The 21,739-nt window shown below is 61.7% G+C and carries 22 protein-coding genes; 8 read left to right on the top strand and 14 right to left on the bottom strand.

Annotation, left to right across the window (positions count from 1 at the left end; genetic code table 11):
* The first annotated feature begins 71 nt into the window (after positions 1–71).
* The 4 genes from AC1Q9F_RS07045 (at position 72) to pdxH (ending at position 5,681) form a co-directional block, all read left to right on the top strand.
* A complete protein-coding gene (locus tag AC1Q9F_RS07045) occupies positions 72–2,552 on the top strand; it encodes a beta-agarase (protein ID WP_492619678.1) in 2,481 nt (826 codons plus the stop codon).
* Between the two features lie 106 nt (positions 2,553–2,658).
* On the top strand, positions 2,659–3,804 hold the full coding sequence (locus AC1Q9F_RS07040) for a serine hydrolase domain-containing protein (protein WP_492619679.1): 1,146 nt from the start codon (positions 2,659–2,661) through the stop codon (positions 3,802–3,804).
* A 113-nt stretch (positions 3,805–3,917) separates the two neighbouring features.
* A complete protein-coding gene (locus AC1Q9F_RS07035; protein WP_492619680.1) occupies positions 3,918–5,009 on the top strand; it encodes an OmpA family protein in 1,092 nt (363 codons plus the stop codon).
* Between the two features lie 24 nt (positions 5,010–5,033).
* The gene (gene pdxH / locus AC1Q9F_RS07030) at positions 5,034–5,681 is read left to right on the top strand and encodes a pyridoxamine 5'-phosphate oxidase (RefSeq protein ID WP_007959142.1); all 648 of its coding nucleotides are present in this window, start codon (positions 5,034–5,036) and stop codon (positions 5,679–5,681) included.
* Between the two features lie 5 nt (positions 5,682–5,686).
* On the opposite strand, the gene AC1Q9F_RS07025 is transcribed toward pdxH, so the two are convergent.
* A complete protein-coding gene (locus AC1Q9F_RS07025; protein WP_007959143.1) occupies positions 5,687–5,923 on the bottom strand; it encodes a hypothetical protein in 237 nt (78 codons plus the stop codon).
* Positions 5,924–6,089: 166 nt separating this feature from the next.
* On the opposite strand from AC1Q9F_RS07025, the gene AC1Q9F_RS07020 reads away from it, so the two are divergent.
* Positions 6,090–6,554: an outer membrane lipoprotein gene (locus AC1Q9F_RS07020; protein WP_007918566.1), complete on the top strand. Its 465-nt coding sequence runs from the start codon at positions 6,090–6,092 to the stop codon at positions 6,552–6,554.
* Positions 6,555–6,703: 149 nt separating this feature from the next.
* On the opposite strand, the gene nhaA is transcribed toward AC1Q9F_RS07020, so the two are convergent.
* Positions 6,704–7,891, bottom strand: a complete 1,188-nt coding sequence (nhaA, locus tag AC1Q9F_RS07015; protein WP_492619681.1) for a Na+/H+ antiporter NhaA — start codon at positions 7,889–7,891, stop codon at positions 6,704–6,706.
* A gap of 246 nt (positions 7,892–8,137) precedes the next feature.
* On the opposite strand from nhaA, the gene AC1Q9F_RS07010 reads away from it, so the two are divergent.
* Positions 8,138–9,232: a PLP-dependent cysteine synthase family protein gene (locus AC1Q9F_RS07010; protein WP_207985234.1), complete on the top strand. Its 1,095-nt coding sequence runs from the start codon at positions 8,138–8,140 to the stop codon at positions 9,230–9,232.
* A 66-nt stretch (positions 9,233–9,298) separates the two neighbouring features.
* Here AC1Q9F_RS07010 and AC1Q9F_RS07005 read toward each other — a convergent pair whose 3' ends face one another.
* From AC1Q9F_RS07005 to AC1Q9F_RS06995, 3 genes are all read right to left on the bottom strand, one after another.
* Complete coding sequence (locus AC1Q9F_RS07005; RefSeq protein ID WP_179692437.1) at positions 9,299–10,912, bottom strand: NAD(P)/FAD-dependent oxidoreductase; 1,614 nt, start codon at positions 10,910–10,912, stop codon at positions 9,299–9,301.
* 95 nt (positions 10,913–11,007) lie between these two features.
* Positions 11,008–11,661 carry a COG3650 family protein gene (locus AC1Q9F_RS07000; protein ID WP_179692436.1) on the bottom strand — a complete coding sequence of 218 codons (654 nt, stop codon included), beginning with the start codon at positions 11,659–11,661 and terminating at the stop codon, positions 11,008–11,010.
* 59 nt (positions 11,662–11,720) lie between these two features.
* Entirely contained in the window at positions 11,721–12,320 is a 600-nt protein-coding gene (locus AC1Q9F_RS06995) for a short chain dehydrogenase (protein ID WP_230735864.1), read from the bottom strand.
* 103 nt (positions 12,321–12,423) lie between these two features.
* On the opposite strand from AC1Q9F_RS06995, the gene AC1Q9F_RS06990 reads away from it, so the two are divergent.
* Positions 12,424–13,332 carry a LysR family transcriptional regulator gene (locus AC1Q9F_RS06990; RefSeq protein WP_492619682.1) on the top strand — a complete coding sequence of 303 codons (909 nt, stop codon included), beginning with the start codon at positions 12,424–12,426 and terminating at the stop codon, positions 13,330–13,332.
* Here the strand turns inward: AC1Q9F_RS06990 and AC1Q9F_RS06985 are convergent.
* The 9 genes from AC1Q9F_RS06985 to AC1Q9F_RS06945 form a co-directional block, all read right to left on the bottom strand.
* Positions 13,281–13,796: a DoxX family protein gene (locus AC1Q9F_RS06985; protein WP_492619683.1), complete on the bottom strand. Its 516-nt coding sequence runs from the start codon at positions 13,794–13,796 to the stop codon at positions 13,281–13,283. The genes AC1Q9F_RS06990 and AC1Q9F_RS06985 overlap by 52 nt on opposite strands.
* On the bottom strand, positions 13,793–14,551 hold the full coding sequence (locus tag AC1Q9F_RS06980; RefSeq protein WP_492619684.1) for an HvfC/BufC N-terminal domain-containing protein: 759 nt from the start codon (positions 14,549–14,551) through the stop codon (positions 13,793–13,795). The genes AC1Q9F_RS06985 and AC1Q9F_RS06980 overlap by 4 nt, the downstream gene beginning before the upstream one ends.
* Entirely contained in the window at positions 14,548–15,435 is an 888-nt protein-coding gene (gene bufB, locus AC1Q9F_RS06975; RefSeq protein ID WP_492619685.1) for an MNIO family bufferin maturase, read from the bottom strand. Before bufB ends, AC1Q9F_RS06980 begins: the two co-directional genes overlap by 4 nt.
* 25 nt (positions 15,436–15,460) lie before the next feature.
* Positions 15,461–15,766 carry a BufA1 family periplasmic bufferin-type metallophore gene (locus AC1Q9F_RS06970; RefSeq protein WP_007959157.1) on the bottom strand — a complete coding sequence of 102 codons (306 nt, stop codon included), beginning with the start codon at positions 15,764–15,766 and terminating at the stop codon, positions 15,461–15,463.
* A 158-nt stretch (positions 15,767–15,924) separates the two neighbouring features.
* The gene (locus AC1Q9F_RS06965) at positions 15,925–16,626 is read right to left on the bottom strand and encodes an ABC transporter ATP-binding protein (protein WP_003222380.1); all 702 of its coding nucleotides are present in this window, start codon (positions 16,624–16,626) and stop codon (positions 15,925–15,927) included.
* Complete coding sequence (gene livG, locus AC1Q9F_RS06960) at positions 16,627–17,394, bottom strand: high-affinity branched-chain amino acid ABC transporter ATP-binding protein LivG (RefSeq protein ID WP_007959160.1); 768 nt, start codon at positions 17,392–17,394, stop codon at positions 16,627–16,629. It lies immediately after the preceding gene.
* Positions 17,391–18,647 (bottom strand): high-affinity branched-chain amino acid ABC transporter permease LivM, encoded by a 1,257-nt coding sequence (locus AC1Q9F_RS06955; protein ID WP_007959162.1) that lies wholly within the window; start codon positions 18,645–18,647, stop codon positions 17,391–17,393. The genes livG and AC1Q9F_RS06955 overlap by 4 nt, the downstream gene beginning before the upstream one ends.
* Complete coding sequence (livH, locus tag AC1Q9F_RS06950; protein WP_007959165.1) at positions 18,644–19,567, bottom strand: high-affinity branched-chain amino acid ABC transporter permease LivH; 924 nt, start codon at positions 19,565–19,567, stop codon at positions 18,644–18,646. Before livH ends, AC1Q9F_RS06955 begins: the two co-directional genes overlap by 4 nt.
* Positions 19,568–19,798: 231 nt before the next feature.
* Positions 19,799–20,926, bottom strand: a complete 1,128-nt coding sequence (locus AC1Q9F_RS06945) for a branched-chain amino acid ABC transporter substrate-binding protein (protein ID WP_007959167.1) — start codon at positions 20,924–20,926, stop codon at positions 19,799–19,801.
* A gap of 352 nt (positions 20,927–21,278) precedes the next feature.
* On the opposite strand from AC1Q9F_RS06945, the gene AC1Q9F_RS06940 reads away from it, so the two are divergent.
* Positions 21,279–21,584: a DUF2288 domain-containing protein gene (locus tag AC1Q9F_RS06940; protein ID WP_007959169.1), complete on the top strand. Its 306-nt coding sequence runs from the start codon at positions 21,279–21,281 to the stop codon at positions 21,582–21,584.
* Positions 21,585–21,739: the final 155 nt, after the last annotated feature.

Raw genomic sequence — 21,739 nt, 5'->3', positions numbered from 1 at the left:
CCGCGCTGTCTATCTCTCTGCTACTGCTTTTCCATTGGCCCTCGTGGGTCGTTAGGGAGAAATCCGTTCTCATGATTCGTCGTTCGTTGCCTGCCTTTTTTGCCCTGGTTTTCGCTGGCCCCTTGCTGGCGGCACCTGCCGGCCAGCAGACCCTGTTCAACTTTGTCCGCCCCGCCGATGTGGTGAAAGTGGCGACCGAAAACGCCGACTTGCCGCAAGCCAACGCCGAGCAGACCCCCGAAGGCGAAGTGCTGCGCCGGGTGACGTTCAATCCGACGGCCCGCCCGACCTTGCGTCTGTCCCCGCAGACCGGTGCCTGGGACTGGTCGCAGTCCGGCATGATGAGCCTGCGTATCCAGAGCGCGATGAACTGGGCGGTGACCGTCTACGTACAAATCCAGAGCAACGACGGCAAGACCCTGGTCAGCCGCGTCGATCTGCCGGCCGGCCCGGCGCAGACCTTGCTGGTGCCGTTGACCGCGACCTCGCCACTCAGCCAGGGCATGAAAGCCGGGCCGGTGATGCCGATGACGATTGATGGACAGCGCATCCTGCTGGCGAGCAGCAGCGGTGAGCTGGATCGCAGCCAGGTGGTGTCGGTCAGCCTGTCGATGGATCAGCCGAAAGCCGCGCAAAGTCTGCTGCTTGAGCGCTTTGGCGTGCAGGACGAGGGCGAAGTGATCAAATCCGCCTACGGCAATCTGGTGGATGCCTATGGCCAGTCGACTCGCGGCAAATGGCCGGAAAAAGTCGCCAATGACGAACAACTGAAATCCGCCGCCGCCAAAGAACAGCAACAACTGAACACCTGGCTGGCCGAGCGCGAAAAGTCGTCGCTGGACAAGTTCGGTGGCTGGAGCAAAGGCCCGGCGTTCAAGGCCAGCGGTTTCTTCCGCACCGAAAAACGTGACGGCCGCTGGTATCTGGTGACGCCCGAAGGCCATCCGTTCTATTCCCTGGGCGTGAACACCGTCAGCCCGGAGGTCAACCAGACCTACGTGGCGGGCCGCGAGTACATGTTCGAATCCCTGCCAAAAACGGATGAGCCGCTGGCCAGCCATTTCGGCGAAGGCGACAACCGTGGCGGCAACGGTGTCGATCAGGGCCGTGGCTACAACTTCGGTCGCTGGTACGACTTCTACGGCGCCAACCTTCAGCGTCTGTATGGCGAGCCATGCACCCCGGACAGCGGCAACAAGGCCGGAGTGGCCGAAGCCGCCAAGGCCGGGGCTGCCGAAGAAGCCGCGACCAACGCCAGTGCACCGGTCGCCGCTTCCGAACAGCCGAAAGCCGGGGTCGCCGAGTCGGCAGCCACCAGCGGGCAAAGCGTTGCGGCGCCGTGCAAAAATACGGTCGACGAGCAAAAATGGGCCAGCCACACCCTCGATCGCCTGCAAGCCTGGGGCTTCAACACAGTCGGTAACTGGAGCGCGCCCGTCCTCGGTGACGCCGAGCGCATGCCGTACACCTTGCCGCTGTCGATCGTTGGTGATTACACCAGCATCAGCACCGGCACCGACTGGTGGGGCGGCATGCCTGACCCGTTCGATCCGCGCTTCGCCATGGCCACCGAGCGCGCCGTGGCGATTGCCGCCCGCGATCATCGCGATGATCCGTGGCTGATCGGCTACTTCGCCGACAACGAACTGGCCTGGGCCGGCCCCGGTGATGATCCGAAATCCCGTTACGCGCTGGCTTACGGCACCTTGAAAATGACCACCGACGTTCCGGCCAAACGTGCGTTTCTCAAGCAGTTGCGCGACAAGTACCGCAATCAGGCGGGGCTGTCGAAGGCCTGGGGGATTGATCTGCCGGCGTGGGAATTGATGGAAGACCCGGGTTTCGAAGCGCCGCTGCCGAATCCGGAGCATCCGGAAATCGAGGCCGACTTCAAATACTTCCAGAAGGTGTTCGCCGACACCTACTTCAAGACCATTTCCGACTCGCTGAAATGGCACGCGCCGAACCAGTTGCTGCTCGGCGGCCGTTTCGCCACCAGCACCCCGGAAGCCGTGGCGTCCTGCGCCCAGTATTGCGACGTGCTGAGTTTCAACATGTACACCCTGCAACCGCAGGACGGTTATGACTTCGCCGCGCTGCGCAGCCTCGACAAACCGGTGCTGATCACCGAATTCAACTTCGGCTCCACCGACCGTGGCCCGTTCTGGGGCGGCGTGACGCCGTTGAGCAAGGAAGAAGACCGTGGCCCGGCCTACGCCAACTTCCTCAAGCAGGCGCTGAGCGAGCCGTCGATTGTCGGCGTGCACTGGTTCCAGTATCTGGATCAACCGGTGACCGGGCGCCTGCTCGATGGCGAGAACGGTCACTTTGGTCTGGTTGGTGTCACCGATCTGCCGTTCCAGGGTTTTGTTGAAGCCGTGCGCAAGAGCAACCTGGCGACCGTCGATCAGTTGAACAAAGAGGCGCAGAAAGCGGCTGCCGCAGCGGACAAGGCCGGCCACGAAGCCGAAGGCGGCCGCAAGGCAGACGCCGGCAAAGGCCCGGGGCAGGGGGCTGGCCACACAGGCGGGCATTCCGGCAACGGTCACTGATCGTTACGAAACCTGAAGACCGCCCGGCCCGCAGCGGTTCCCAAAACCCTCACGGGCTGGAACAATGCGGGCCACTTTGTAGAGCGTTTTCGCGGGGGAGTTGCGGGTGCAGATTCAGGGACATTACGAGCTTCAATTCGAAGCGGTGCGAGAAGCCTTTGCCGCACTGTTCGACGATCCCCAGGAACGCGGCGCCGCGTTGTGCATCCGGGTCGGCGGGGAAACCGTTCTTGACCTCTGGTCCGGCACCGCCGACAAGGACGGAGCCGAGGCCTGGCACAGCGACACCATCGCCAACCTGTTCTCCTGCACCAAGACCTTCACCGCCGTCACCGCGCTGCAACTGGTTGCCGAAGGCAAGTTGCAGCTCGATGCGCCGGTCGCCCGTTACTGGCCGGAATTCGCCGCCGCCGGCAAGGAATCCGTCACCCTGCGCCAACTGCTTTGCCATCAAGCCGGTCTGCCGGCCCTGCGCGAGTTGCTGGCGCCGGAAGCACTGTATGACTGGCAAACCATGGTCGACGCCCTCGCGGCCGAAGCACCGTGGTGGACGCCGGGCACCGGTCACGGCTATGCCGCGATCACCTACGGCTGGCTGATCGGCGAATTGCTGCGGCGCGCCGACGGTCGCGGGCCGGGGGAATCGATCGTCGCGCGGGTCGCCAAACCGCTGGGGCTGGATTTCCATGTCGGTCTGGCCGACGAAGAATTCCATCGCGTGGCGCACATCGCCCGGGGCAAGGGCAACACCGGCGACGCCGCTGCCCAGCGCCTGCTGCAAGTGACCATGCGCGAGCCGACGGCCATGACCACCCGTGCCTTCACCAATCCGCCGTCGGTGCTCACCAGCACCAACAAACCGGAATGGCGCCGTATGCAGCAACCGGCAGCCAACGGCCACGGCAATGCGCGCAGCCTGGCCGGGTTCTACGCGGGTCTGCTCGACGGCAGCCTGCTGGAAAGCGAAATGCTCGAAGAACTGACCCGAGAACACAGCCTCGGCGAGGACAAGACCTTGCTGACCCGCACTCGTTTCGGTCTCGGTTGCATGCTCGATCAACCCGAGGTGCCGAACGCCACTTACGGCCTCGGCCCGCGGGCATTCGGCCATCCGGGCGCAGGCGGTTCCATCGGTTTTGCTGATCCGGAGCACGATGTGGCCTTCGGATTTGTGACAAATACCCTGGGGCCGTACGTCTTGATGGATCCGCGCGCGCAGAAGCTGGCGCGGGTACTAGCCACTTGTCTGTAAAGCGTCGTCCGAGGTTCCAGGGCCGGAACCTCATGGCGAATTTCGTTTCAAAGCGTCTGTTTATCCGGGCGAAAGTCCTCTGATTGTTCACTACTTCTTTTTGTGGGTTTCCAATGTCGTCCAAACAAACTCTCGCCCTGGCCCTGTGTTTCGCAATTACCGGTTGTGCACAGACTCCGAAGAACGACGCCGATGGCGGCAGCTGGTGGCCGTTCGGTTCTTCCGACAAAGTCGCAGCCAAGGAGCCGGCTCCGGCGCCTGCGCCTTTGAAACCGGCCGCCACCGCGCCCGTGGCCAAGGCCGAGAGCAGCAGCCCGTGGTACTGGCCGTTTGGCTCGGACGACTCGGCGGCCAAGCCTGAAGCGAAGGCTGAAGCCAAACCGGTCGAAGCCGCCAAGGTTGAGGCCGACAAGGGCGGCAAATGGTGGTGGCCGTTTGGCGGTAAGGAGCAGGACACGGCCAAAGTCGTGCCGATGCCCGATCCAAAAGTGACTCAGGCCTGGCTGGATGATTACGAACCGCGCCTGCGCACCGCGATCAAGGACAGCAACCTGCAACTCGAGCGCCGTGAAAACGTGCTGGTCGTGACTGCGCCGGTGGAAGGCTCGTTCAACCCGGACCGCCCGGCGATGCTGCTGCCAGTGACACTCGGCCCGTTCACCCGCGTGGCGAAAATCCTCGAAGCCGACCCGAAAACCGCCGTGCTGGTGCTCGGTCACAGTGACACCACCGGCGCCGCTCCGGCCAACGTCAAGTTGAGCCAGGAACGCGCCCAGGCCGTGGCGGCGATCTTCCGTCTGAGCGGTCTGCAGCGTGATCGTCTGATGCTGCGCGGCATGGGTTCCGAAGCGCCGCGTGCCGCCAACGACAGCGTTGAAGGCCGTGCACTGAACCGTCGTGTCGAACTGCTGGTGACGCCGCAAAACACCATGGTCGCGCTGCTGAGCAAGTACAACATGCCAGCACCGAAGCCAGTGACCATGGTTGCTGCCCAGGACGTCAAGCCTGCCGCCAAACCGGTAACTCCGGCGCCGGCTGCGAAGAAAGCCGCTGTACCGGCCACCAAAAAGGCTCCGGCCAAGAAAGCCGCTGCCAAGGCTCCAGCGAAGAAGGCCCCGGCCAAGGCTCCGGCGAAAAAGACCGCGCCCGCCAAAGCTGCCGCAACCGACAAGAAAGTCGCTGCGACCGATACCACCAAAAAGTGATCCGCTAACGAAAAGGAATGCGCCGTGACCCAGTCTCTGGCAGATATGCGTCGTGATTACACCCGGGACGGCCTGACCGAGGCACAAGCCCCGGCCGAGCCCTTTGCGTTGTTTCACCAGTGGTTTGCCGAAGCGGTGAAAACCGAACAGGCGCCAGTGGAAGCCAACGCGATGACCCTGGCCACGGTGGATGCGGACGGCCGTCCGCATTGCCGCATTCTGCTGCTCAAGGGGCTGGACGAGCAGGGCTTCACCTTCTTCACCAACTACGAAAGTGCCAAGGGCCAGCATCTGGCGGCGAACCCGTTCGCCGCCATGACGTTCTTCTGGCCGACCCTGGAGCGCCAGGTGCGGATCGAAGGGCGGGTGGTGAAGGTCTCGCCTGAAGAGTCCGACGCTTACTATCAGGTGCGGCCGCTTGGCAGCCGACTCGGCGCCTGGGCCTCACCGCAGAGCCGGGTGATCAACGGCCGGGGTGAACTGGAAGACTTGCTCAAGGCGACCGAACAGCGCTTCACCGACACCCAGCCCGATTGCCCGGAACACTGGGGCGGTTACCGTTTGCTCCCCGAGCGCATCGAGTTCTGGCAGGGCCGCGCGAGTCGTCTGCACGATCGCCTCAACTACCGTGTGCAGGGCGCCGACTGGATTCTTGAACGTCTGGCACCGTAAGCAGTCTACCGAGCGGGATAGCCTGCCGCAGCGGCCTCGAGCCACTTCGGCAGGTCCCGGCGCTTGATCTTCTGCGCCTGAGCCTGCTTCAGCCGTTCGAGCATGAAGGCGCGTTTGCCTTCATCCTTGCCGGCCAGTGACAGGGCCAGGTCGCGATCCATCCAGCGTTTGATCCGCACATACAGCCACCAGTGGAAGTACAGACCGGCGGCGGTGGTGACGACAATGATGAAGTAATCCATGGAAATCCTTGGGTCGGCGGCGCAGGAAACGGATTTTGGCGCTACTGTTGGGTGAGTTCGCGGGTGCCTGTACCGGGCCTGAATGAAAGCAACTTTATCCGGGCGACGCCGTGACAGGCGTCAAGCTGCGGAGTTTAATGAATACCTGTCCTTTGGAGTTGATGCTATGCGTAAGTCTGTTCTGCTGGTTGCTTCCTTTTCCACGATGGCGATGTTGCTGACCGGCTGCCAGTCGAGCCTGACCGGTGACTCCTACTCCCGTGACGAAGCGCGTCGCGTGCAGACGATTCGCATGGGCACCATCGAATCCCTGCGTCCGGTGAAAATCGAAGGCACCAAAACCCCGATCGGCGGCCTCGCCGGTGCAGCCGTGGGCGGTGTCGGCGGCAGCGCCATCGGCGGCGGCAAAGGCAGCATCGTTGCAGCCGTTATCGGCGCCGTGGCCGGCGGCCTGATCGGTTCGGCCACTGAAGAAGGCCTGACCCGCACCCAAGGCGTTGAAATCACCGTGCGCGAAGACGACGGCAGCATGCGCGCCTATGTGCAGCAAGTGCAGGAGAATGAAGTGTTCCGCGTGGGTGAGCGGGTGCGGATTTCGACTGTTGGCGGAACCAGCCGCGTTTCGCACTAAGCGCAAACGAGCGGTAAAAGAAAACCCCGATCAGGTGACTGGTCGGGGTTTTTTTGTTGGCTTGCGGCATTAACGAAGCAGGAAAATCGTGGCTGCAGGACGCGTCTCTGAATACGTGGGGATTGTTCGCTACGGCGATCCATCGCGCATCAGGAAGGCAGCGCGCTGTTCTTTCTGCTCGCCGCCAACGTCACTGCATAACCGATCAATGCCGCAAACACTGAACCTGTGAGAATGCCCATCCGGTCCATCCCGGCGTATTCACTGGCGCCCGGCACAAAGGCCAGCGAGCCGACAAACAGGCTCATGGTGAAGCCGATCCCGCAGAGGATCGCCACGCCCAGCACCTGGCCCCAATTGGCGCCCTGGGGCAGGGCGGCGATGCCGGTTTTCACGGCGAGCCAGGTCAGGCCGAACACGCCGATGGTCTTGCCCAGCAGCAGGCCGACGGCGATGCCCATCGGCACGTGGTGGGTGAAGCTTTCGGCGGTTACGCCGGTCAGCGACAGGCCGGCGTTGGCGAAGGCGAACAGCGGCAGGATGCCGTAGGCCACCCACGGGTGCAGTGCATGTTCCAGGGTCAGCAGTGGCGAAGGCTCGGCATTCTTGGTGCGCAGCGGGATGCAGAACGCCAGGGTCACGCCGGCCAGCGTCGCGTGGACACCGCTCTTGAGCACGCAGACCCAGAGGATCAGACCGATGATCATGTACGGCCCGAGCTTGACCACCCCGAGCCGGTTCATCGCCACCAGCGCCGCGATGCACGCGGCCGCCAGGCCCAACGACAGGGTCGACAGTTCACCGGAATAGAAGATCGCAATGATCACGATGGCGCCAAGGTCATCGATGATCGCCAGGGTCATCAGGAACAGTTTCAGCGACACCGGCACACGCTTGCCGAGCAAGGCCAGTACGCCGAGGGCGAAGGCGATGTCGGTGGCGGTCGGAATCGCCCAGCCGTCGAGGGCGGCGGGATTGTCGCGGTTGAGGAACCAGTAGATCAGCGCCGGCACCAGCATGCCGCCGATGGCCGCCGCGCCGGGCAGGACGATCTGCGACGGTTTCGACAGCTGACCGTCGAGGACTTCGCGCTTCACTTCCAGGCCGATCAGCAGGAAGAACAGCGCCATCAGGCCGTCGTTGATCCACAGCAGCAGGGGCTTGGCGATCTTCAACGCGCCGATCTGCGTCACCACCGGGGTGTCGAGCAGGCCGCTGTACAACCACGACAGCGGCGAGTTGTTGATGATTAGAGCCAGGATGGCCGCGGCGATCAGTAACAGACCGCTGGCAGCTTCCAACTGAAAGAAACGCGTGAAAGTGCTACGCAGAGGCAAGGTCGCTCTCCATCGATAAAGTCAAAAGGTGGCACACCCTAACCCGTACCGTTAGTTGTTAAAACAAAAGTTATATTCTTTTTTGTTATATGCGGTTACAGAGCGCCAGGTCGACGTGCAGCAGAGCCTAGCAGTTGCCCGAGGGATTGACGCTCAGCTGTATCTGTCGGTGCCGTGGGATTTTTCCTAAGCTTGGGGGCTGAGCCTGTAAAGGCACTTCTGCCCGATTCAACGAGAACGACAGCCATGAGCGACAACCGACAGTGGGCCCGCGAAGCCATCCGGATCATCGAAGCGGACTTCCAGCGCAGCGCCGACACCCACCTGATCCCCTTGCCACTGCCGGGGTTCCCGGGCATCGAGTTGTATTTCAAGGACGAGTCCAGCCACCCGACCGGCAGCCTCAAGCATCGGCTGGCCCGTTCGCTGTTTCTCTACGCCTTGTGTAACGGCTGGCTCAAACCCGGCGCGCCGGTGATCGAGGCGTCCAGTGGTTCGACGGCGATTTCCGAAGCGTATTTTGCGCGGATGCTCGGCCTGCCGTTCATTGCGGTGATGCCGGCGACCACATCCAAGGAGAAGATTGCGCAAATTGCGTTCTACGGTGGCCAGAGTCATCTGGTCGACGATCCGACCCAGATCTATGCCGAGTCCGAACGCCTGGCCCGCGAGCACGACGGTCATTTCATCGACCAGTTCACCTATGCCGAACGCGCCACCGACTGGCGGGCGAACAACAACATCGCCGAGTCGATCTTCCAGCAGATGCGCTACGAGCAGCACCCGTGCCCGGCCTGGCTGATTTCCAGCCCCGGCACTGGCGGCACCACCGCGACCCTCGGTCGTTACGTGCGCTATCGCCAGCACTGCACCCGCGTGCTGTGCGCCGATGCCGAGCGTTCGGTGTTCTTCGACTTTTACCAGACCGGCGACGCCAGTTTGCGTCTGGACCACGGTTCTCGGATCGAAGGCATCGGCCGGCCACGGGTGGAGGCGTCGTTCCTGCCCAAGGTGATCGATGCGATGGTCAAGGTGCCGGATGCCTTGTCGCTGGCGGCCATGCATTACCTGGCGCAGCGTCTGGGCCGGCATGTGGGCGGTTCGAGCGGCACCAACCTGATCGGCGCGCTGATGGCGGCGCAGCAGATGAAAGCGGCGGGGGAGTCGGGGTCGATCGTGGCGATCCTGTGCGATGGCGGCGAGCGCTATGCGGACACCTATTACGATCAGGCGTGGCTCAAGGCGCAGGGCTATGAGCTGGATGGATTGATGGCGGCCGTGGCGGCGAGTGCCGAACGGGGGGAGGCGCTGCCGGCCTCGGTTCTGCGCGCCAATATCTGACGCCGAAAACGACTGTGGGAGCGAATTCGCTCCCACAGTTTTTTGCAGTGTTTCAGGTCGTGCAGATCAGTCTTTCAGACCGAGAATGTCACGCGCCACCGCTTCCGCAATCCGAATCCCGTCAACACCCGCCGACAGAATCCCGCCCGCATAACCCGCGCCTTCACCGGCCGGGAACAGACCTTTGACGTTCATGCTCTGCAGTGTCTCGTTACGCGTGATGCGCAGCGGCGACGATGTCCGGGTCTCGATCCCGGTCAGCACCGCATCGTGCAGCGAATAACCGCGAATCTGCTTCTCGAACGCCGGCAGGGCTTCGCGGATCGCTTCGATGGCGAAGTCCGGCAAGGCCAGGGCCAGATCGCCCAGTGCCACGCCCGGTTTGTACGACGGCTCGACTTCGCCCAGTTCGGTCGAAGGAATGTCATTGATGAAGTCGCCAACCAGTTGCGCCGGCGCCTTGTAGTCGCTGCCGCCGAGGATGAAGGCGTGGGACTCCAGACGTTCCTGCAACTCGATCCCGGCCAGCGGACCGCCCGGATAATCGACTTCCGGGGTGATGCCGACGACGATACCGGAGTTGGCGTTGCGCTCGTTACGCGAGTACTGGCTCATGCCGTTGGTGACCACGCGGTTCGGCTCGGAGGTCGCCGCCACCACGGTGCCGCCCGGGCACATGCAGAAGCTGTAGACCGAACGGCCGTTCTTGGCGTGGTGCACCAGTTTGTAGTCGGCGGCGCCCAACTTGGGGTGGCCGGCGTACTTGCCCAGACGCGCGCGGTCGATCAGCGATTGCGGGTGCTCGATGCGGAAACCCACCGAGAAAGGCTTGGCTTCCATGAACACGCCACGGCTGTGGAGCATGCGGAAGGTGTCGCGGGCACTGTGGCCGAGGGCCAGGACCACGTGTTTCGAATGCAGGGTTTCGCCGCTGGCCAGTTCGACGCCGACCAGTTGGCCGTCTTCGATCAGCACGTCGGTGACGCGTTCCTGGAAGCGTACTTCGCCGCCGAGGGCGCGGATCTCTTCACGCATGGTCTCGACCATGCCGGTCAGACGGAACGTACCAATGTGCGGCTTGCTGACGTAAAGGATTTCTTCCGGCGCGCCGGCCTTGACGAACTCGTGCAGCACCTTGCGGCCGAGGAATTTCGGATCCTTGATCTGGCTGTACAGCTTGCCGTCGGAGAACGTGCCCGCGCCGCCTTCGCCGAACTGCACGTTGGACTCGGGGTTGAGCACGCTTTTGCGCCACAGACCCCAAGTGTCCTTGGTGCGCTGGCGCACTTCGGTGCCGCGCTCGAGGATGATCGGCTTGAAGCCCATCTGCGCCAGCAACAGGCCGGCGAAGATCCCGCACGGGCCGAAACCGACCACGATCGGGCGCTGGCTCAGGTCGCTTGGCGCCTGGCCGACGAATTTGTAGCTGACATCCGGCGCCACGTTGACGTTACGGTCGTCGGCGAACTTGCCCAGCACTTTGGCCTCGTCGCGCACTTCGAGGTCGATGGTGTAGATGAAGCACAGTTCGGAGGACTTTTTGCGCGCATCGTAGCTGCGCTTGAACAAGGTGAAATCGAGCAGGTCATCGCTGGCAATGCCCAGGCGTTGCACGATGGCAGCGCGCAGGTCTTCGTCGGGATGGTCGATCGGCAGCTTGAGTTCAGTGATTCGTAACATGACAGGATCCGGTTCGCGGGGCGCACAACTGCGCCAGGGCGTTTGAAGGCGGCGATTATAAGCCGCAACGGCCGGATCCCGTGAGGGTAAAACGATCAGTCGTTACGCGAACCGCCGAAATACCCGCAACCACGCTGCACCTTGCCGTCGATACGCAGCTCGGCGCTCATGTGCTGCACGCTGCCGGTGCTGCTGTCGACGCAGCGCTGCGGCGCCACCCACAGCTCGATGCGCTGGTTGTTGGCTTCGCTGCTGAGGTTGAAACGACCGTCGCCCAGTTGCTCTTCGACGTAGGGCACAGCGAGCGGTGGCTGGCCTTCGCGATCGATGACCAGGCCTTTGCCGCTGACTTTTACGTTCCATTCCGGGCCATGGCCGGCGGCGCGCAGGATCAGCTGTTTGAAGTTCGGATCATCGCAAGCGGTGCCGGAACGTTCGACGCGATAGAGCTGGGTCAGGTCGAGACGGTCACCGGCAATCTTTCCACGCACGTCGGCGAACAGCTTGCCCTGTTGATCGGCCAGTGTGGCGGCCTCTTGCAGGACGCTGGTGCCGCCGATGTCATTGACCACGTACTGGCGCTGCTCGCCGCAGGCCTGGAACACCAGTTTGCCGTCGGCAGCGGTCAGTTGCCCCTGCATCCGCGTCTGGCCGACGTGGGAGGCGCTTTCCCGCGCACCCTCGAACAACTGGCACGCGGCAAACAACGGGAGCAGGGCAACAACGATCAGGGAACGGGCAACACGCATCTTTGGCTCTCCAGACAAGTGCCGCCACGTTACGCAGGCTGACCGTTCATCACAAGGGTTTAGCCCACGTGAAATGTCTGACCTGTCTGCAAGCCTTCGACACTTTTGGCGTAGGCCAATGCCACATCCGCCGCAGGAACCGGCTTGTAGCCACGGAAGTACGGGGCGTAGCTGCCCATGGCTTCCACCAGCACGGTCGGGCTGATCGAGTTCACGCGCAGACCGCGTGGCAGCTCGATGGCAGCGGCGCGGACGAAGCTGTCCAGCGCGCCGTTGACCAGTGCAGCCGATGCACCGCTGCGAATCGGATCGTGGCTGAGCACGCCGGTGGTGAAGGTAAACGATGCGCCGTCGTTGGCGAATTCACGGCCGATCAGCAGCAGATTGACCTGGCCCATCAACTTGTCTTTCAGGCCGAGGGCGAAACTGTCTTCGGTCATTTCACCCAGCGGGGCGAAGGTCACGTTGCCGGCGGCGCAGACCAGTGCGTCGAACTTGCCGGTCTGTTCGAATAGCTTGCGGATCGATGCGCTGTCGCTGATATCCACCTGCAAATCGCCGCTGCTGCGGCCGATACGAATGACTTCATGACGCTGCGACAGCTCTTTGTCCACGGCCGAACCGATGGTGCCGCCCGCGCCGATCAACAGAATTTTCATCGTGATTGCCTCAAGTGATTGAACGAAGTTTCAGTCTAGAGTGGTTTTTTCTGCGGATAAGCGCACTAATGGGCAACCTTTGGTTTTCAAATGGAAACAATCTATGAGCGAGATGGATGATCTGGCGGCGTTCGCGGTGTTGATCGAAGCCGGCAGCTTTACCCTGGCGGCGCAGCAATTGGGCTGCAGCAAGGGGCAATTGTCCAAGCGCATCAGTCAGCTGGAAGCGCGGTTTTCCGTGGTGTTGCTGCAACGCACCACGCGTCGGCTGAGCCTGACGGCGGCCGGTGCGGCGTTGTTGCCGCAGGCTCAGGCGCTTGTAGTCCAGGTGGAGCGAGCCCGTCAGGCATTGGCGCGATTGAAGGACGACATGGCCGGCCCGGTGCGTATGACGGTTCCGGTTTCGCTGGGGGAAACGTTTTTCGACGGTCTGCTGCTGGATTTCTCGCAGAAATACCCCGAGGTGCAGATCGAACTGGAGCTGAATAACAGCTACCGCGACCTGTCCCGCGACGGCTTCGATCTGGCGATCCGCACCGAAGTCGCCAATGACGAGCGACTGGTGGCCAAACCGCTGCTGGCCTGGCAGGAAATGACCTGCGCCAGCCCTGAATATCTGGAGCGCTTTGGCGAGCCGCTGATGCCACAGGCGCTGGCCGAACACCGTTGCCTGCTCAACAGCCATTACAGCGGTCGCGAGGAATGGCTCTATCACCAGCAGCACGAACTGCTGCGGGTGCGGGTGTCGGGGCCGTTCGCCAGCAATCACTACAACCTGTTGAAGAAAGCCGCATTGGCCGGCGCCGGGATCGCTCGCCTGCCGTCCTACCTGTTGCAGGCGGAATTGGCTGACGGCCGATTGCGCTGGCTCCTTCGCGATTTTCAGACCCGGCGCATGCCGATGTACCTGGTGCACCCGTATCAGGGCGGGTTACCGAAACGCACCCAGGTGCTGGCGGATTATCTGATCGGCTGGTTCAAGCTCAGCGGCGAAGCGCTGGACCGGTTGTAGTGCTTGGCGATCAGGTGATCGATCGACAGTTTGCCCGGCCCGGTTGCCATCAAGTACAGCAACACCGCCATCCAAGTGCCGTGGGTCGGGTAGGCATCCGGGTACACGAACAGCTGAATGGTCAGGGTCATGCCGAGCAATGCCAGCGCCGAAAAACGTGTGGCGAAGCCGACGAGGATCAGAATCGGGAAGAAGTGCTCGGCAAACGCCGCCAGATGCGCGGCGATTTCCGGCGACAGCAGTGGCACGTGGTATTCGCTCTGGAACAGCGGAATCGTCGAGTCCGCCAAATGTGGCCAGCCAATCTGGAATGTTCCGTCGATCAGGTCGACGGCCAGCCCTTCGACCTTGGTCTGCCCGGATTTCCAGAACACCGCCGCGATGGAAAAACGCGCGATGAAGGCGATCAGGCTGTGTGGGATTTTTTCCAGCAGCGCGATGGCGCGGGCAATGAGACTGTTCATGACGACACCTTTGGGTGGAAATGAGTGATGACTTGACGACTGATCAGCAGGGCGAGGGTCTGGCTAAGATCGAAGGCCTCGGCGGATTCCAGCGCTTGAGTGAGTGACTGACCCGCCTTGAGCTGGCGAATAAACTGGCTGGCGCCGCGATCCACGGCGAACACCTCGACTTCCAGTCCATTGCGCAGGATCAGCGCGTGCTGGGCGTGACGCAGATCGATCCCGGCCAGCGTCGCGTCGTGCTGATGCGCCGCCCAGATGTCCACTACGGCGAAGTTTGAATCGAGCAGATGCAGCGAAGGGTGCAGGCCGATACGCAGTTCGTAGAGCGCATCGGCATCGGCGAATACAGCAGCGATCCGCTCCTGACTCAGGGGCAACGCATCGGCAGCGTGATAAGCCTGCGTGCGCAAGCGCTCCAGCCGCGCGACATCGGTCAGATAGGGGACGCTCGCGACAGGTTCGAAGCCGCTGATGAAATCCGCCAGCTCACTGCCGTAGTCGCTCATCAACGGACTGTGTGGTGGATGGCTTTGTACGAAAACTCCGGCCATGGCCCTAAAGAATTCGTCACCCACCAACTGCATCACCACGGGATAACTGTCGGCCAATGCGTTGATCAGCGAACCCTGCACGTTGTTGCGGTACACCGCGAAACGGCTGGCCGGATCGGCGCCGTTGGCGCTGCACAAACCGTCGGGGCAGGGCAGGTCGATATCGAGCAACGCGGCGCTGAACGCAGCTTGAGTGCTCACGGCCGACCTCCCGCGCACAGCAACAGCTCATCGGCCTGCTGCGCTTCCGCCAACAAAACGTTGAAGGCCGGCACCTGATTGTCCCGTTCGATCAACGTTGCTACCGGGCCGACGCGTTCCAGCGCTTGCCGGTACAACGACCAGACCGCTTGATCGATTGGCGCGCCGTGATCGTCGATGAGCAAGCGATCACCGAGGCTGTCGGAATCTTCAGCAAATCCGGCCAGATGAATCTCGCCCACCGCGTGCAGCGGCAGTGCATCGAGATAGGCCAGGGGATCGCGCTGATGGTTGATGCACGAGACGAAGACATTGTTCACGTCCAGCAAAAGGCCGCAGCCAGTGCGCCGGATGACTTCGCGGATGAAGTCCGCTTCGTCGATCGTCGAGCGCTCAAATGCCAGATAGGTCGCCGGGTTTTCCAGCAGCATCGGACGTTTGAGGGTGTTTTGCACCTGATCGATGTGTTCGCAGACGCGGTTCAGCGTCGACGTATCGTAAGCCAGGGGCAGCAGATCATTAAGGAACACCGGGCCATGGCTCGACCAGGCCAGGTGTTCGGAAAAGGAGTGGGGTTGATAGCGCTCGATCAGCGCCGCCAAGCGTTTGAGGTGCTGGACATCCAGCGGGCCTTCGGCACCGATGGACAGCCCGACGCCATGCAGCGACAGCGGATACGCCTCGCGGATCAAGCCCAGAAAATGATGAAACGGGCCGCCGGCCACCATGTAGTTTTCGGCGTGGACTTCGAAGAAACCGATGTCCGGTCGTGAATCGAGCACTTCGCTGAAGTGCTCGCTTTTGAGCCCCAGCCCGGCACGGGACGGGAGCCCGGTGAGGGCTGCCCGAGTGCGGCGCAAGGCATGGTCGCAGGATGTGATCATGATCGACACTCGGGCGGCTCCCGGATCAGGACTTGGCTTTGAACGCTTCGAGCTGACCGAAACCGGTCGGCGAGGTTTTGCTTTCGGTGGTGGCGCAGGTGCCTTTTGGAACCAGTTTCCAGGCGTTGGCCTGATGATCCATTTTCGCGGTGCCGGCACAGGTGGTGCCCGCACCTGCGGCGCAGTCGTTCTTGCCTTTCATGGCCACGCCGAAGCATTTTTCCATGTTGTCGTCAGCGGCGTGGGCGGTGGAGACGGCAGCGATGCTCAGAGCAGAACCGAGAGCCAGAACCAGGGCGGTGGCGGACAGGGTGCGGGTGGTAGCAGTCATGATGTTTCTCCGGTTTGAACTTGGGTTTGAACAAGCGATTGCGCTTGCTTGCCCCACTAGAGAAACGACTCGGCGATGCGTTACAGCGATCGGTAAAAGTTTTTTTGCCGGGCACAAAAAAAACGGCCCGAAGGCCGTTTTCCGTTTGAAGCGATCGATCAACCGCCGAGGTACGCCTCGCGCACTTTCGGGTCGGTCAGCAGCGCTTCGCCGGTGCCTTGCATCACTACCCGGCCGTTTTCCAGAACGTACGCGCGGTCAGCGATTTTCAGCGCCTGGTTGGCGTTCTGCTCGACCAGGAACACCGTCACACCGTCCTTGCGCAGCTGTTCGATGATGTCGAAGATCTGCTGGATGATGATCGGTGCCAGGCCCAGCGACGGCTCGTCGAGCAGCAGCAGTTTCGGCTTGCTCATCAGCGCGCGGCCGATGGCGAGCATTTGCTGTTCGCCGCCGGACATGGTGCCGCCGCGCTGGTTGAAGCGTTCTTTCAGGCGTGGGAAAAGTCCGAGAACCTTGTCCATCTGTTCCTGATAGTCGCCCTTGTCGGTGAAGAATCCGCCCATGGACAGGTTTTCTTCTACGGTCAGACGGGCAAACACCCGACGACCTTCCGGCACCACGGCAATGCTCTTGCGCATGATCTGCGACGAGTCCTGGCCGACCAGTTCCTCACCCATGTAGCGGATGCTGCCGCTGTGGGCCTGCGGCGAACCGCAGAGCGTCATCAGCAGCGTGGACTTGCCGGCACCGTTGGCGCCGATCAGAGTCACGATCTCGCCCTGGCGGACTTCGACGTTGACGCTGTGCAGGGCCTGGATCTTGCCGTAGAAGGTGGAAACGTTTTCGAACTGCAGCATTTACGCTTCCCCCAGGTAGGCTTTGATCACTTCAGGATTGTCGCGGATCTGTTCCGGCGTGCCGTCGGCCAGAGGCGTGCCCTGGTTGATCACGACGATATGGTCGGAAATGCTCATGACCAGTTTCATGTCGTGTTCGATCAGCAGCACGGTCACGTTGTGCTCTTCACGCAGCACGCTGATCAGCGCCTTGAGGTCTTCGGTTTCCTTCGGGTTCAGGCCGGCGGCCGGTTCGTCGAGCATGAGGATCCGCGGACGGGTCATCATGCAGCGGGCGATTTCAAGACGACGCTGCTGACCGTAGGCCAGGGTGCCGGCGGGGCGGTTGGCGAACTCTTTCAGGTTGACCTTTTCCAGCCAGTATTCGGCGAACTCCATGGCCTCGCGCTCGCTCTTGCGAAACGCCGGGGTCTTGAACAGGCCGGACAGGAAGTTGGTGTTCAGGTGACGGTGCTGGGCGATCAACAGGTTCTCGACCGCCGTCATGTCCTTGAACAACCGCACGTTCTGGAAGGTGCGCACCACGCCTTTGAGGGCGATCTTGTGGCCCGGCAGGCCGTGAATCGGCTCGCCGTCCAGCAGGATGCTGCCGCCCGATGGCTGGTAGAAACCGGTCAGGCAGTTGAACACGGTGGTCTTGCCGGCGCCGTTCGGCCCGATCAGCGCAACCACCTGTTTCTCTTTCACGGTCAGGGCCACGCCGTTGACCGCCAGCAAGCCGCCGAAGCGCATGCTCAGATTTTCGACTTTCAGGATCTCGCGGCTCATTTGCGCAGCTCCATGTGAGGACGTTGCATGGGCAGCAGACCTTGAGGTCGCCAGATCATCATCAGCACCATCAGGGCGCCAAACATCAACATGCGGTACTCACTGAACTCACGCATCATTTCCGGCAGCAGGATCATCACCACGGCCGCGAGAATCACGCCCAGCTGCGAGCCCATGCCGCCCAGCACCACGATGGCGAGGATGATCGCCGACTCGATGAAGGTGAACGATTCCGGCGTCACCAGACCCTGACGGGCGGCGAAGAAGCTGCCGGCGAAACCGGCAAATGCCGCGCCGAGGGTGAACGCCGAGAGCTTGATCACGGTCGGGTTGAGACCCAACGCACGGCAGGCGATTTCGTCCTCACGCAGCGCTTCCCACGCACGGCCGATCGGCATGCGCAGCAGGCGGTTGATCACGAACAGCGCCGCCAGTGCCAGCAACAGAGCAACCAGGTACAGGAAGATCACCTTGTTGATCGAGTTGTACTGCAGGCCGAAATACTCGTGGAAGGTTTGCATCCCTTCTGCGGCTTTACGTTCGAAGGTCAGGCCGAAGAACGTCGGTTTCTCGATGTTGCTGATGCCGTTCGGGCCGCCCGTGATGTCGGTCAGGTTACGCAGGAACAGGCGGATGATTTCCCCGAAGCCGAGGGTCACGATCGCCAGGTAGTCGCCGCGCAGACGCAACACCGGGAAGCCGAGCAGGAAGCCGAACGTCGCCGCCATCAGGCCGGCAATCGGCAGGCAGATCCAGAAGCTCAGTCCGTAGTAGTGCGACAGCAGCGCGTAGCTGTAGGCGCCGACGGCGTAGAAGCCGACGTAACCCAGGTCGAGCAGACCGGCCAGACCGACCACGATGTTCAGACCGAGGCCGAGCATCACGTAGATCAGGATCAGCGTCGCGATGTCCACCGCGCCACGGGAGCCGAAGAACGGCCACACCAGCGCACCGATGATCAGCGCGATGATGAAGTAGCGTTGGGTGGTCGGCAGGGTCAGGAAGTTGCTGGCCTTGGCCGGAATCAGCGGCATGCCTGGCGACGAGCGCCACGCCTTGCTGATCTGCTGGTTGAACAGCACCCGCAGGAACATCAGCACCGAGCAGATGGCGATGGTCGCCAGAATGGCCGGGCTGGTGTTATGCACTTCCAGGTTGACACCCACGATGGTCAGTTTCAGACCCAGTACCGGATAGGCCACGGCCCAGACCAGCAAGGCACTGAACAGCGCCTGTTTAAGATTCCTAGTCATACTTTCTCAACCTCCGGACGGCCCAGAATGCCGGTCGGACGGAACAACAGCACCAGAACCAACAAGCCGAAAGCCACGACGTCCTTGTACTGGTCGCCGAAGATATCGGCGCCAAAGGCTTCCGCCACCCCGAGCACCAGCCCGCCGAGCATGGCGCCGGGGATGCTGCCGATCCCGCCCAGTACCGCGGCGGTGAAGGCCTTGAGGCCGACGAGGAAACCGGCGTTCGGGTTGATCACGCCGTATTGCATGCTCAGCAGCACGGCCGCGACGGCCGCCAGCGCAGCACCGATGACGAAGGTCAGGGCGATGATGTTGTTGGTGTTGATGCCCAGCAGGTTGGCCATCTTGATGTCTTCGGCGCAGGCGCGGCAGGCGCGGCCCAGGCGAGAGCGGGAGATGAACAGCGTGAGGCCGAGCATGGCGATCAGGGTCACCACGAACACCACGATTTGCATGTAGGAAATCAGCACTTCATGTGCGCCACCTGGGCCGAAAGCGAAGTTGCCCGGAATCAGGTTGGGGATTGCTTTGTCCTTGGAGTCTTGCGCCAGCAGAACCGTGTTCTGCAGGAAGATCGACATACCGATCGCGGAAATCAGCGGGATCAGACGGTTGCTGCCGCGCAACGGGCGGTAGGCAATGCGTTCGATGCTGTATCCGTAGGAACTGGTGACGACGATGCTGGCGATGAACGCCACGGTCATCAACAGCGGGACGCTTTCGAGTCCCATCATGGTCAGCCCGGCGATGGCGATGAACGCCACGTAGGAACCGATCATGTACACCTCGCCGTGGGCGAAGTTGATCATTCCAATGATGCCGTAAACCATCGTGTAGCCGATGGCGATCAGGGCATACATGCTGCCAACGTTCAAGCCGTTAACCAGCTGTTGGAAGAAGTGATAGATGTCAGGCATTACAGCGCTCCTAAAAACCTGATACGCATTTCACTGGTGGAGTCATTTTTCCGCCCGGTCCCGTGGATCTTTATCCACTTCGAATCCGGGTTTTGCCAGCGAACCGCTGATGACGGTTTTGAGATTTTCAGGTGGGGAGACTGGCGGATCACGCCAGCGCGGCCCAATACATTCGTAAAACAAAGCCCACGGCACGCCGTGGGCTTTATTGGCAGTCAGTCAGGCAGGGCCTTACTGAGGCGACACTTCGGTTTTAGGTTTGCCGTTGTGCCACTCGTAAACCACGAATTTGAAGTCCTTCAGGTCGCCCTTGGCGTCGTAGCTCAGGTCGCCGGTCGGGGTCTTGAAGGTGCCGGCGTGGATGGCTTCAGCCACCTTGGCAGGATCTTCGGACTTGGCTGCGGTGATACCTTGGGCAATCAGTTCAACCGCCGAGTAGGCCGGGAACACAAACGGACCGCTCGGGTCTTCTTTCTTGGCCTTGAACGCATCGGCCAGGGCCACGTTGGCCGGATCCTGGTCGAAGGATTTCGGCAGGGTCACCAGCAGGCCTTCGGACGCGTCCTTGGCGATCTGGGTGATCGAGTCGTTACCCACGCCTTCCGGACCCATGAACTTGGCTTTGAGGCCTTTTTCCTGGGCTTGACGCAGGATCAGACCCAGCTCCGGGTGGTAGCCGCCGTAGTAGACGAAGTCGACGTTGGCTTGCTTGAGCTTGGCGATGATCGCGGAGAAGTCCTTGTCGCCGGCGTTGATGCCTTCGAACACGGCAACCTTGGTGCCTTTCTTCTCGAGGGTGGATTTGACGGCGGTGGCGATGCCTTCACCGTACTGCTGCTTGTCGTGCAGCACGCCGACGATTTTCGGTTTCACGTGATCGGCAATGTAGTTACCGGCGGCAGGGCCCTGGGCGCTGTCCAGACCGATGGTGCGGAAGACCATTTTGTAACCACGGTTGGTGATGTCCGGGCTGGTGGCAGCCGGGGTGATCATGATCACGCCTTCGTCTTCGTAGATGTCCGAAGCAGGCTGGGTGGAGCTGGAGCACAGGTGACCGACCACAAACTTGACGCCGTCGTTGACGACCTTGTTCGCAACCGCTACCGCTTGTTTCGGATCGCAAGCGTCATCGTATTCAACGGCTTCGAGCTTCTTGCCGTCGACGCCGCCTTTGGCGTTGATCTGTTCGATGGCCATTTTCGCGCCACTGAACTGCATGTCGCCGTACTGGGCTACTGGACCGGTTTTAGGGCCGGCGATACCGATCTTGATGGTGTCAGCTGCGAACGAATGGCTGGCAACCCCGGCCAGAACCATAGCGGCAAACAGTTTGGAAATCTGCTTAGTAGCCTTAGTCATAGTGCTCCACTCTTACTGTTGTATTTTTTTAGAGTCCTGACGCCGTAGCAGCAGAACCGGGACAGATATCTAGGCGATACCCTCCGGAAAAGCCCCCGGCAACTGTACCGGTACAGTGTAGAGCGCCGGTTGTTGGCCTGGGAAGCTGGCGCCAGGGGGCAAAACCTGAGGGTGTCGCTTAAATGAAAGAAAAAGACAGAATTGCGGCGGGACGTTCAGAGGGCTTATACCCCAATCATCAGCATTCCTTGGCGTTCCTGCTCTTTTCGTTCGGTACGGTCTTTTGCAACCGGGTTTTTCTGCCGGACCACCGACGTTATCATTCGCGCCGATTTCTTTTCCGGACAGTCCCATGAATCAAGAACCTAGCACCCTCTATGCCAAGCTGCTTGGTGAAACCGCATCTATTACCTGGAAAGAGCTGGAGCGCTTCTACGCCCAGGGTGCCCTATTGTGGGTCGACGCCAGCCTGGATCTGATCGCGGTCGCCGAGGCCGTGGCGTCGGATCAGGGCGAGAAAGTCGCTGCCTGGCTGGCCGAAGACAAGGTCGCCAAGCTGTCTGAAACGCGGGCGCTGGATATTTTCGAGCGCGACCCCGAGATGTGGGCGGTGGTGGTCCGGCCGTGGATCCTGGTCCAGGAAAGGGCAGCGGCCTGACGGGTTGCACCTTGTTGGTGCGGGTGCTGGCCGGTAAAAAGTGTGTAGCGTAGTAGCGTGATGGCCGATTGCCGTAGAGAAATGCCACAAGCGTGGGTGGCATAACGGTGACGTAAACGTAACGGGCACAGTTTAGTAAGCAGCCTAACGGCTGC

This window comes from Pseudomonas sp. GW823-FHT04A03 (genome assembly GCF_058796615.1).
This window is presented reverse-complemented; position numbering and strand designations above follow the sequence as displayed.